Source organism: Corallococcus sp. CA053C, assembly GCF_003611675.1.
GTDB lineage: Bacteria > Myxococcota > Myxococcia > Myxococcales > Myxococcaceae > Corallococcus.
The window spans coordinates 1-11744 of the sequence record NZ_RAWA01000313.1 but is presented as its reverse complement, the minus strand read 5'-3'; the positions used below and the strand labels follow the sequence as shown (position 1 = coordinate 11744).

Annotated in this window: 9 protein-coding genes and 1 pseudogene; 4 read left to right on the top strand and 6 right to left on the bottom strand. The window is 68.4% G+C overall.

What is annotated here, in order from left to right; translation table 11 throughout:
• Nucleotides 1-1422: hypothetical protein (locus D7V97_RS31255; RefSeq protein WP_368668974.1), on the top strand; the 1422-nt coding region annotated here is incomplete at its 5' end.
• A 143-nt stretch (nucleotides 1423-1565) separates the two neighbouring features.
• Nucleotides 1566-2358, top strand: a pseudogene (locus tag D7V97_RS31250) (IS5 family transposase).
• A gap of 16 nt (nucleotides 2359-2374) precedes the next feature.
• Here D7V97_RS31250 and D7V97_RS31245 read toward each other — a convergent pair.
• From D7V97_RS31245 to D7V97_RS46675, 6 genes are all read right to left on the bottom strand, one after another.
• Nucleotides 2375-2929 carry a DUF1629 domain-containing protein gene (locus D7V97_RS31245; protein WP_147445046.1) on the bottom strand — a complete coding sequence of 185 codons (555 nt, stop codon included), beginning with the start codon at nucleotides 2927-2929 and terminating at the stop codon, nucleotides 2375-2377.
• A gap of 91 nt (nucleotides 2930-3020) precedes the next feature.
• The gene (locus tag D7V97_RS31240; protein WP_255424852.1) at nucleotides 3021-4490 is read right to left on the bottom strand and encodes a transposase; all 1470 of its coding nucleotides are present in this window, start codon (nucleotides 4488-4490) and stop codon (nucleotides 3021-3023) included.
• Between the two features lie 134 nt (nucleotides 4491-4624).
• Nucleotides 4625-5089 (bottom strand): SMI1/KNR4 family protein, encoded by a 465-nt coding sequence (locus D7V97_RS31235; protein ID WP_120614277.1) that lies wholly within the window; start codon nucleotides 5087-5089, stop codon nucleotides 4625-4627.
• A gap of 10 nt (nucleotides 5090-5099) precedes the next feature.
• Nucleotides 5100-5444: a hypothetical protein gene (locus D7V97_RS46135; protein ID WP_233583341.1), complete on the bottom strand. Its 345-nt coding sequence runs from the start codon at nucleotides 5442-5444 to the stop codon at nucleotides 5100-5102.
• 333 nt (nucleotides 5445-5777) lie between these two features.
• Nucleotides 5778-8099: a PAS domain-containing protein gene (locus tag D7V97_RS31225; protein ID WP_233583340.1), complete on the bottom strand. Its 2322-nt coding sequence runs from the start codon at nucleotides 8097-8099 to the stop codon at nucleotides 5778-5780.
• A gap of 152 nt (nucleotides 8100-8251) precedes the next feature.
• Nucleotides 8252-9406: a site-2 protease family protein gene (locus D7V97_RS46675; RefSeq protein WP_120614282.1), complete on the bottom strand. Its 1155-nt coding sequence runs from the start codon at nucleotides 9404-9406 to the stop codon at nucleotides 8252-8254.
• Between the two features lie 173 nt (nucleotides 9407-9579).
• Between D7V97_RS46675 and D7V97_RS31215 the strand changes: the two genes are divergently transcribed.
• Together D7V97_RS31215 and D7V97_RS31210 are read left to right on the top strand one after the other, a co-directional pair.
• Complete coding sequence (locus tag D7V97_RS31215) at nucleotides 9580-11142, top strand: acyl-CoA carboxylase subunit beta (protein ID WP_120614275.1); 1563 nt, start codon at nucleotides 9580-9582, stop codon at nucleotides 11140-11142.
• Between the two features lie 116 nt (nucleotides 11143-11258).
• The coding region (locus D7V97_RS31210; protein WP_120614281.1) for a hypothetical protein at nucleotides 11259-11744 on the top strand (486 nt) is incomplete at its 3' end.

Genomic DNA, 11744 nt, shown 5'->3' with positions numbered 1-11744 from the left:
TGCCTTGACAGGGGCGGTGGGGTGCTCTCACTTGGGGGGATGCTCGCCCTCGCCCTCGCCGCCACCCTGGCGGCCGCACCCGCGCCTCGCGTCGCCTCCTCCACGGTGACGGTCCTCCACATCCCGCAGCTCGACAAGCTCCAGGGGCTGACCGCGTTCATGACGCGCGCCGGGGCGTCCTCGCAGATGCTCAACCCCGCGTCGTGGAGTGGGGAGCTGCACCCGTTCCTGCCCATCGACGTCACGCGGCCGGAGTCGCTGGCGGAGCTGGGCATCGACGCGACGGGGCCCCTGTCCGTGTCCATGCGCCAGGACGGCCGCCTGTCCTGCACGCGGGTGAAGGACGCGAAGGTGTTCCAGGAGGCGTCCGCGAACGTGCTCGCGCGCAACGGCGACGTGAAGGCGGGCACGGTGAAGGGCGTGACGACGCTGCGCGCGACCACGGGCATGGGCAGCTTCGCGGGCTACGTCATCAAGGGCGCGGAAGCGTGCGCCTTCCTGAGCACCACGGAGTCGGACGAGGCCCTGCGCAAGGAGGCGGCGAAGCTGGTGTCCCTCAAGGCGCCGGCCGCGGACGCGCGGATGGGGGCGGTGCCCGGGGTGCTGTACGTGGCCACGCAGCAGGGCGTGTTCGGGCTGGACGGCACGGTCAACGGGCTGAAGGTGGAGGGCACGGCGACGAAGCTGCCCCTGCCGCCCTTCCAGTCCCAGGGCACGAGCCCCTACGGCGCGATGGCGGCCTCGGGCCTGCTGTTCGCGCGAGCGCAGGTGGCGCCCACGGGCGTGGCACAGGCGGTGGGCTCCGTGCGGGACGCGGTGCAGATGGTGTGTCCCACGTGTCCGGCGGATCAGGTGAAGGGCATGACTGACGCGCTGGCGAAGCAGCTCACCGGGCACCTGTTGTTCGGGGTGGATTCGGTGAGTGTGCGGGGTTCGCTGCGCAAGCCGGAGGTGCGCTTCTTCGCCGCGAAGCAGGCGTTGGCGGCGGAGGTGTTGGATCCGGCGGCGGTGAAGGCGGCGCTGGCCCCGCTGGCGAAGTTCCCGGGAGCCAAGGCGCTGGACGACGGCTACTCGATGGAGGCCAAGGGCGGCAGCGTCTACGTGCGGCTCAAGGGCCGGCACCTGGTGTTCGGCAACGATTCGGCGGTGACGCAGACGGTGCTGGCGTCGGTGCCGGAGAAGGGCGCGCCGCTGGCCCGCGCGGTGGACTTCACGTTGGATCCGAAGAAGGTGGCGCGAGCGCTGTCCCAGGTGTCGCTGATGGACGTGATGGGCGACGAGCGGATGGCGGCCTTCTTCGGCGCGAGCACGGAGCTGGGGCCGCTGCTCGCGAAGAGCGAGCGCATCACCGGCTGGCTCGACAGCGCGCCCAACGGAGCGCACCGCTTCTGGGTGAACTGGACGCTGCCGGAGAAGCCCTGACGCTCAACTAGAATCTCCAACGCCAAACGGCCCGCCCAGGAGTTCCTGGAGCGGGCCGCTGTGTTTAGAGCTCCTAACAAAAGTCAGGATTGAAGGTGGACGTTAGAGTGGACGGATAAGCGGGTCATGAGCACCTGAGGCGAGTGGTTCGTGAACTGGTACCGGATGCGCTGTGGGAGCGAGTGGCTCCGTTGCTTCCAGTGCCCAAGAAGAAGAAGCCCGGCCGGCCGCGCGCCGACGACCGGGCCGCCTTGGAGGCCATCATCTTCGTGCTCAGGAGCGGCATCCCCTGGGAGATGCTCCCCACCAAGCAGTTCGGTCTGTCGGGGATGACAGCCTGGAGGCGCCTGGCGCAGAGGACGCGGGCCGGGGTGTTCGAGCGACTCCAGCGCGAACTGCTCAACGAGTTGGGACCGAAGGGCTTGGTGGACTTCAGTCGCGCATCTATCGACGCCTCGTCGGCCCGGGATTCAAAAGGGGGGCCCTCACGGGCAAGAACCCGACGGACCGAGCGAAGGCGGGTAGCAAGCATCATCTTCTCGTCGACAGAAAGGGCCTGCCCCTGGCCGAGAGTCTGACGGGAGCCAACGTCCATGACACCCACGAGCTGTTCCCCTTGCTGGATGCAGTGCCCGACGTGAAGCAGCCCCGCGGTCGCCCTCGGCATCGACCCGGCAAGCTGCATGCGGACAAGGCCTACTCTTCGCGTAAGAACCGCTGGGGCCTGCGCCGGCGCGGAATCACGGCACGCATCGCACGGCCCGGCATCGAGTCGAAGCAGCGGCTGGGGCGGCACCGCTGGGTGGTGGAGCGCACCAACGCGTGGATCACCAGCAGCGGCGCCTGCGTGTGCGCGATGAACGCCGGGACGATGTCTACTTCGCCCTCCTCGTGCTCGGCTGCTGCCTGATACTCTTCAGGGGCCTTCAAACCTGACTTTTGTTAGGGACTCTTAGCCAGACCATTCGCCAGGGCCGTAGAACACGAAACCTGGAATGCCAGCGGCTTCGATGGCCTGTTTGATGCGGTCGTGCACCACAATTGCGCTGATGTTTTCAGCAAGCCGGAATAACAACTGCCCGCCGGCTTTCGTTTCATCAATCACAAGTGCATGGAAATCAGCGTCGCCCATTGCCGAGTCCGATGTGCCCATCACTTCCGATGCGCCCATATCAGCACATGCGACAAGGCCGACGATGTTGAAGGCCTTGTAATCAAGGAGTTCCTTGCCGGACGCGGGGTCTTTGAGCACAGCGTCGAAATACTGGATGTTCGACACCCCTGCCGAGGTCAGCGCCATGCGGACCGAGTCGTGCATCAGCGGTGCAGATTCGGCACTGTACATGGCCTTCGGGGAGCCGGGGTAGTTGCTGTCCAGTTCGTAGACAAGCGGTTGCGCGACCGGATCGGTAATCAGGCGCCCCAAGCGCCAGCCTCCTTTGCGTGGCCCTTTCCGGATTGGCATGATCGGATGCTTGCCTTCGCAAACCATGACGTAATAAGGCATTGATGTCTTTCTGTGACGTCCGCTCAGCTAGAAATTATTTTCGAGGCCGTCTCATACGCGGTTACAAGACTCATTGTAACCGTTCACCGGCTCATGCTGCGTACACGAACGGAGGGGCCTCCGCGAGAGGCAGCAGCGAGGGTGGCGGCAGGCCCCGACGGTGCGTGCGCAGCGTGTCCGTCAGGAAGTCCAGCACACCCCGCTCTTGTCGCTTGAGCGTGGAGACCGCGGTGAAGATGCGCTCGACGAAGCGACTGCCTTCGGGTCCTTGCGTTCCGAATGACGTCTTGCGGTACATGACGGCGTGGCGGATGCACTGCTCACCGAAGTTGTTCGTCGGCTCGATGCCGGGCACATCGACAAACGTCCAAAGGCACTCCTCCCACTGGAGGATTTCTCGCGCCATGCCCGCCGTCTTCTTCTCCGCGCGCACCTCGGCCTGACGCAGCCGCCGGCCCACCGTGCGCCGCACCTTTTTCATCCGCTGCTCGAACTCCGCTTGAGCCAGGGTTGCGTCGCGCACCCGATGCCACCACTTGAAGAAGCGGTTGCGCTCGCGCATCAACCGTGTGCCCAGACGACCGCCCTCGCCTCCGCGGTCGATGAAGCCTTGGAAGTCGCGTGTGAGGTCCGTGGTGAGGATGCCCAGGAAGTCCTTCCCCAGCAGGGCTTGGGCCACCTTGCCGCTACGGTTTCGCGCGAGGTGGACCACCACCACCCGGGCCGTGGCTGCCACCCACAACCAGGCACGATGGCCCCGGCCCTCCTTGCGTCCCTCCACCCATCCCGTCTCGTCCGCGTGGGCCTTGTCGGCCGCCTGCACATACGCGCGGGCCCCGGCCACCGCTGGGGCCAGCGCGTCGGTCATCTCCCCTTCGAGATTCACCACGCTGCCCACCGACACGTCCACGCCCAGCATGTCCGAGAGGGCATCCTTCACCAGCCGTCTGGACAGCCGGTACTTGCCCACCAGCAGACTCGCCAACGCTCCCAGTCGCTCGCCGAAGGCGCTGCGCGCGTGCGCGGGCACGGGCGCCCGCGTCAGCGTGCCGCACGCGCTGCACGCCAGCGCATGGCTGCGGTACTCGGTGACGATGGCCGACAGCGGCGGCACCTCCACCACCTGGTGGCGGCGCGGCTCGCAGTCCCTGCCCACCAGCCGCCGCCGACAGCCCTTGCACTGACTGGGCACCAGCTCGACGACGTGCTTCACCGCCTCGGGCGGCAGCAAACGCCGCTCGTGTTTCTTGTGCCCTGGCTGGCCACCGGGGCCGCGGCCCGTGCGCTGCTTCGGCGGGCGCGGGGTGCCAGGGGCATCCGAGGAGGGCGGCTTCGAGGAGTTGCTCGAATTGAGATTCAGCCGCTCCTTCAACTGCCGGTTCTCTTCACGCAACTGCCGGTTCTCTTCCTCCAGGTGCGCGAAGTGCCGTAAGGCCGTCCCGTACACTGCCCCATGGCCTATGGTTACCGCGCCGGGCACAGGTGAGTTCTCCGGAAAGAGACTCTGCGACAGTTGTGCCCGCGTCCCAGTAGAGGCGGCCACGTCCCCAGACGATGACATTCCCTACTAATACGACTGGCCATTTCCCCAGGGGCGCTGCGGATCTCCGAGGGCAAATCCTCCTCGGAGGGTGCCCGAAGTGACCGGGTAGTATTAGATAACCCAGAGCCAGACGGCCTGCACCGCGCGAGCGCTCAATCTTCCAGCCAGAAATAGTCGTCCCCGCTGGCAAGCGCCTTCTCCAGAAACTCACTGAAGGACGAAGCAATGGGCCGAACCTCCAGGGGATAGGTCTCGTGGTAAGCGTCAAGGAGCGGATACCGCCCGTTCGCCTGCCGTGCCGCATCCAGCACGATGTAGTCGGAGTCCTGGAGGTAGAGGAGCGTGTACCAGGAGGCCGGTCCGAAGGCGTCCTCGTCGCGACGACGCATGGCGATGCGTGCCCTCTGGATCTCCGCGAGGGACAGGATGCGGTAGTTGGGATCTTCCTGACGCGGTTGGAACAGCGTGGCCCCATCGCAGTGCAGATAGAAGGCGCGGAGGTCCGCATCAAGCACCCACCCCACCCGCACTTCGAATGCGGCCAACTGCGCGGGCGTCGCGGGTGCATTGGGAAAGTGGCTCCGCGAGATTTCAGCCAGCAAGCGCTCAATGGACATCGTGTCGTCCTCAGTCCACGTAGGGGTGGTCAGGTCCCACGGAACGCCATCGACCGCCCGGCGCGTAGCATGCCGGGTACTCCGTGTTGAAGACGTCGTGGACGTCCCGGGGCACGGGCAGCACGTTCGCCGGTGCGGTGGGCTCGCCTCCATGCGCGAGGTCGAAGATGTGATGCCCGGGCCAGGCATCCCCACTTCGAGGCCAGGCGCCAAACTCCTCCCCCCACTCCTCACGGAACGACTTGCGCGCGCGGTCCCAGGTCTTCCGGCGACGCTCCAGGTCCGTGACCTTCGGATAGTCACAACAACAGTGCGTGATCGCGGCGCGCCCACCTGCTGCCGCGGCGAAGCCCATGAAACGCCCTTCCCAGTCCCCCTTGAAGTCAGCCAACCAGATACAGCCCATGAGCGGGTGGCCCTCAGCCGCGCACTTGCGCTCGCAGCGGGTCATGAACGCAGCACTGCACAACCAGGGCCCGTAATAGATGACCGTCCGAACCTGCCCCCCAAGCGGCGAAGGCATCAGCGGCCCCACCCACTTCGCGGAGGCCACTGTTCCGACCGTGGCCGAGCCGCAGCCCATGAGGCAGAGCAAGATTGAGGCACGGACAACGCACAGGAGTGGGGAGGACGCAGTGGGCACGGCGACCCACGCTAGCGAATCCCAGGCAAGAAACCGAAGGCCCGCTCAACCCCCGCCGTCGGGCGCGGGCTGCCGCGCCAGGCGCACGGTGAACGTGGTGCCCTCCTCGGCGGTGGACTGCACCCGGATGCTTCCTCCGTGGGCCTCCACGATGGACCGCACGATGTAGAGCCCCAGCCCCACGCTGCGGCCCGCCCGGTCGATCTCCGCCGTGCCCCGCTGCAGGGGCTGGAAGAGCGAGTCCAGTCGCTCGGGGGAGATGGGCGGGCCCTGGTTGTGCACCGACAGCGTCACCGCGTCGTCCTCGCCCAGCGTCTCCACCTCGATGGGCGTGTCCTCGGCGCTGTACTTGAGCGCGTTGGTGATCAGGTTCTGCACCACCTGGGAGACCCGGTCCGGATCCCACAGGCCCCGCCCTTCGCCTGAACGCCGCACCCGCAGTTCCCGCGTCGGCCAGGCCGCCTCCACTTCGTCCACCACGCCGCGCGCCAGCTCGTGCAGGTCCGCGGACCGCCGCTCGATGCGGATGCCGCCCCCCAGCCGCGCCTGGGTGAAGTCCAGCAGGTCCTTCACCATGCGCGTGGCCCGCTCGGCCGCGTTCTGGATGCGCGTCACGCTCTTGCGGCTGCGCTCGTCCAGGTCCTCGCGCCGCGCCATCGCGGTGGCCGCCAGCAGGATGGCGCCCAGCGGGTTGCGCAGGTCGTGGCTCACGATGCCGATGAGGTGCTGCTCGAACTCCGCCTGCTGCTTGAGCGCGTCCTCCATCCGGCGCTGCGCCGTGATGTCCTGGAGGAGCGCGACGTAACCACCCGCCCTGCCCTCCGAGTCCCGGTAGGGATTGAAGGTCATCCTCACGTCCCGGGTGCCCCCGAGGCGGTAGGGCACGCCGAGCTGCTCGAAGGAGAGGCTCTCCCCGGCCAGGCCTCGCCGCACGTAGGGCCCCAGCACCGCGTAGGCCGCTTCCCCGATGATCTCCCGCAGGGGGCGCCCGACCAGGTCTTCCCGGGAGCAGCCGAACCAGTCCTCATAGGCCCGGTTGGCGAAGCCGTAGCGCTCGTCCGCCGTCACCAGGGACACGAGGACCGGGATGGCGTCCGTCACCTGACGCAACTGGGTCTCACTCGCCCGGACCTTCTCCGCCAGGACCTCCACGCGCTGCCGCGCCCGCACCTGTTCGGTGATGTCCAGGCCGAAGACGACGATGCCCTCCACCTGGCCCCGGGCGTCGCGCAGCGGCTGGTAGACGAAGTCGACGTACGCGTCCTCCAGCTCGCCGGTGCCGTGCCGGTCGAAGCGCACGAAGATCTCTCGCCCGATGTACGGCGTGCCCGTGCGGAAGACGCCGTCCAGGAGCGCCACGAACCCCTGCGGCACCAGCTCCGGCAGCGCCTGCGCCACGGGGAGGCCCACCAGCTTGCGCGTGACGCCGACGTGCCGCTGGTAGGGCGTGTTGACCACCTCGTACACGTGCTCGGGTCCCTGCAACAAGGCGAGGAACGCGGGCGCGTGGTCGAACAGGCTGAGCAGCCGGTTGTGCGCGGCCTCCACCTCGCCCAGCAGCTTCTCGCGCTCGCTGGCCGCCCGCTTCCGCACGGTGATGTCGACGACGGTGCCCAGCAGGCGCGCGGGCCGTCCGTCCGGGCCCCGGGTGACCTGGCCCCGGAGCTCCACCCACCGGACCGCCCCCGTCAGGGACGGCAGGAGCCGATGCTCCACCAGGAAGAACCCTTCGTTCCGCCCCTCGGTGGCCTCCTCGATGGCCAGCAGCAGCCGCGCCCGGTCCTCCGGGTGACTGGCGCGGGCCGTCTGCTCCAGCGTGAAGGGCACGCCCCCGTTCAGGCCGATGATGGCCTGGAAGCGGGCGTCCGCATCCCCTTGCCCGCGGGCCAGGTCCAGGCTGAAGCTGCCCGCGTCCAGCCCCTCCACCATGAGGCGCAGGCGATGCTCGCTCTCCGCGAGCTGCAACCCCAGCGCCTCGCTGCGCTCGTGGTGCTCCGACACGCCCTCGGCGATGGCGGTGGAGAAGAAGCGGTTGAGGATCCGCAGCTCCGTGAACGTCACCGGCAGGCCGCACGCCTCCACGCGGTCGAGGATGAGGTCGCTCAGCAGGTTGTACTCGCTGACGAGCGCCTTGAGGCTGAAGCCGATGCGGTGGCGCTGCCGCCCGTGCTCCCGCGCCGTCGGGATCGTCTCCGGGATGACGCCCTGGCGCAGACAGGAGACGAGGTCCCGCAGCACGTCCGGGATGTGGTCGAGCAGCTCCGGCCCGATGCGCACGTCGGGCGCCAACCGCGCATGGACCTGCTCCATCCACTGCCGCACCAGCGGCGCCAGCTCCGCTTCAATCAGCTCCGCGAGCGGGTTCACGGGCGCTCCCACAGCTCGGCGGAGACGCCGGGGGCGCATGCGGCCAACGCTGTCTCCCGGGGCGGAGGCATCATCGCCGTCCACCCTATTCGCCCCGCACCTCCCTGCCGACAGCCCCGGTCAGCCACGCCCGCCTGCTGGGACGGCGCCCTTCACGCCGGCCGCTCCCGTGGCCATCCCGTGCGCGAGTCCTTGCGGTCCAGCTCCTGCTCCGCCCGCGTCATCCCGCGCTGCAGGTCGTTCCAGTCCAGCGTGCCCGCGAGCAGCCCCTCCTCGTCCACCACCGCGAGCTGCGGCACCCCCGCCTCCGCCATCCGCCGCAGCGCCGTCCACCCGTCCTCGCACAGCTCCGCCACCACGCCGTCCTCCATCACCTCGCGCACCAGACACCCGGCCCGCTCGTCCTCCTTGATGCCCTCCACCACCGCCCACGACACGCGCCCCACCGGATGGCCCCCGTTCGTCACCGGCAGCATCTGCGTGTGTTCGCGCCGCAGCGCCCACTGCGCGTCCGCCATGGTCAGGTCCAGGTCCACGCCCACCGCCCGGGGCGTCATCAGCGCCGCCACGCGCACGTGCTCCAGCACCACCCGCATCCGCACCTGCTTCGACTCCGCCTCCGCGCCCATCAGCACGAAGAAGGCGATGACCAGCGTGAACGGGTTCAGCGACACCACGCCCCACACGCCGAACAGCACCGCGAACGCCCGCCCCAGCAGCGCCGCCACCCGCGTCGCCCGGAGCACCCCCAGCCGGGGCGTCAGCGCCGCGCGCACGATGCGCCCCCCATCCATGGGGAACGCGGGCAGCAGGTTGAACACCCCCAGCACCCCGTTGAGCATCGCCAGCGTGAAGCCCGCGAACTGCAACGGGAACAAGCCCAGGCCCTTCAGGAGCCACGTCGCGCCGGCCAGCACCACCGCCAGCCCCAGGCTCGTCAGCGGCCCCACCAGCGCCATCAACGCCTCGTCGCGCGGCTTCCTGGGCGTCTCCGCCAGCTCCGACACACCGCCGACAATCATCAACGTGATGCCGTTCACCGCGCCGCCGTGGCCCAGCGCATAAAGCGTGTGCGCCATCTCGTGCAGCAGCACGGACACGAACAGTCCCACCGCTACCACCAGCCCCCACACCAGCGGATGTCCGGGGAGGCTGCCCGGCGGCACGTCCGCCGCGGCCGCCGCCTGCTGGAACGTCCCGGCGAAGGAGAACGCCAACAGCGGCAGCGCGAGCAACAACGAGAAGTGGATGCGGATGGGCACCCCCCGGAACGAGCCCACCTGGAGTGCTCCCGGCCGCGCACGCATCGTCGCCTCCCCGCTCCCCACCGTGCCCGGCATGGACATGGGCCCGGTGTTGGAAATCCTGAACTTCTGTCTGGGCCCCTCCCGGTGCATGCGAAGCCCGCCCGTCCGCCCGTCCCTCCGGTGGCAAGGGAAGCGCTGCGACCGCCCCTCCAATCGTGTTAGAGCGCCGACTCATGGACGCAACCCCCGAGAAGGATCCTCTCCGCGCACGGCTCCAGCAGATGGAGAAGCAGGCCGAGCAGGGCGGCGGCACCGAGCGCATCGCCAAGCAGCACGAGGCCGGCAAGCTCACGGCCCGCGAGCGCATCGACCTGCTCCTGGACCCTGGCTCCTTCAGCGAGCTGGACAAGTTCGTCACCCACCGCAGCCACGACTTCGGCATGGGCGACAAGAAGATCCTCGGTGACGGCGTCGTCACCGGCTACGGCACCGTGGAAGGTCGCCAGATCTTCGTCTTCGCCCAGGACTTCACCGTCTTCGGCGGCTCGCTGTCCGGGGCCTACGCGCAGAAGATCTGCAAGATCATGGACCTGGCCACCCGCGTGGGCGCGCCCGTCATCGGCCTCAACGACTCCGGCGGCGCGCGCATCCAGGAAGGCGTGGAGAGCCTCGCGGGCTACGCGGACATCTTCCTGCGCAACACGCTGGCGTCGGGCGTCGTGCCCCAGATTTCCCTCATCCTGGGGCCGTGCGCGGGCGGCGCGGTGTACTCGCCCGCCATCACCGACTTCATCATGATGGTGAAGGACACGTCGTACATGTTCATCACCGGCCCGGACGTCATCAAGACGGTGACGCACGAGGAGGTCTCCAAGGAGGCCCTCGGCGGCGCGCTCACGCACAACCAGAAGTCCGGCGTGGCCCACTTCGCCGCGGAGAACGAGCAGGCCGCCATCGCGATGACGCGCGAGCTGCTCTCGTACCTGCCCTCCAACAACCAGGAGGACCCGCCGGTCCAGCCGAACGACGACGACGCGTTCCGCACGGAAGAGTCGCTGAAGACCATCGTCCCGGCGAACCCGAACAAGCCCTACGACATCAAGGAGATCATCCGGGCCATCGTCGACAACAAGCACTTCTTCGAGGTGCAGGAACACTTCGCCCGGAACATCGTCGTCGGCTTCGCGCGCATGAACGGGCGCAGCGTGGGCATCGTCGCCAACCAGCCCGCGGTGCTCGCCGGCTGCCTGGACATCGACGCCAGCGTGAAGGCCGCGCGCTTCGTGCGCTTCTGCGACTGCTTCAACATCCCCCTGCTCACCCTGGTGGACGTGCCCGGCTTCCTGCCCGGCACCGACCAGGAGTGGGGCGGCATCATCACCCACGGCGCCAAGCTGCTCTACGCGTACGCGGAAGCCACCGTCCCGAAAATCACGCTCATCACGCGCAAGGCCTACGGCGGCGCGTACGACGTGATGGCGTCCAAGCACATCCGCGCGGACATCAACTACGCGTACCCCACCGCCGAAATCGCGGTGATGGGTCCCGAGGGCGCGGTGAACATCATCTTCCGGGGCGAGATCCAGAAGGCCCAGGACGCCAACGCCGAGCGCAAGAAGCTCACCGACGACTACCGGGAGAAGTTCGCGAATCCCTTCAAGGCGGCGGAGCTGGGCTACATCGACGAGGTCATCCGCCCGGAAGACACTCGCGCCAAGGTCATCCGCGCCCTGGAGATGCTCAAGGACAAGCGCCAGGAGAACCCGCCGCGCAAGCACGGTAACATCCCGCTCTGAGTCCCGAGCCCTGCCCGCCCGCCCTCTTTCGCCAGGAGAGCAGGCGGGCGTGGACACTTCTGGAAATTCTCGGGTAACGCCGGGGCTTTCACGGGGCCACCCAAGGAGCCCCCCGCGTGTCCCAGCAGCGACGCCTTGTTCTCTTCCTCTCCGACGTCGAAGGTAATCTCACCGCCCTGCGTCAAACGCTCAAGGGCGTGTGCGAGGGCCTGGAGCTGCCCACTCCGGAAGTGAAGTGGGTGGAAGCCCGCCCGGACGCGTTGGCCGACGGTGGCTGGCACGTGGCGGAAATCCCGCTCGTGTCCGGCAAGACGTCCGGCAAGGTCTCCTCCCCCGAGGAGCACCTGGACGCGATGACGCAGGCCCTGTCCAAGGACTTCCGCGACCGCTCCATGGGCATGTACGTGGACCGCGAGCACAGCTATGCCCGCGTCTGCATGGCCGCCCCCAGCCGGCCGCCCAAGGCCATGGAGGGCGAGTACCTGGACGTGCTGCGCCAGGCCGCGCGCTGGCTGGATGTGGAGACCACGACGCTGGCCCGCCTCTTCAGCGGGAACGCGGCGCGCAACCTGCTGGCGGCGGCGGTGGACTTCGGCCCGGAC

Excerpts from the sequence above, each read along its gene's own strand:
- D7V97_RS46135 (WP_233583341.1), bottom strand. The coding sequence starts at position 5,444 with ATGGGCTTCGCCGCGGCAGCAGGTGGGCGCGCCGCGATCACGCACTGT.
- D7V97_RS31235 (WP_120614277.1), bottom strand. The coding sequence starts at position 5,089 with ATGTCCATTGAGCGCTTGCTGGCTGAAATCTCGCGGAGCCACTTTCCC.
- D7V97_RS46675 (WP_120614282.1), bottom strand. The coding sequence starts at position 9,406 with ATGCGTGCGCGGCCGGGAGCACTCCAGGTGGGCTCGTTCCGGGGGGTG.
- D7V97_RS31240 (WP_255424852.1), bottom strand. The coding sequence starts at position 4,490 with ATGTCATCGTCTGGGGACGTGGCCGCCTCTACTGGGACGCGGGCACAA.
- D7V97_RS31245 (WP_147445046.1), bottom strand. The coding sequence starts at position 2,929 with ATGCCTTATTACGTCATGGTTTGCGAAGGCAAGCATCCGATCATGCCA.
- D7V97_RS31215 (WP_120614275.1), top strand. The coding sequence starts at position 9,580 with ATGGACGCAACCCCCGAGAAGGATCCTCTCCGCGCACGGCTCCAGCAG.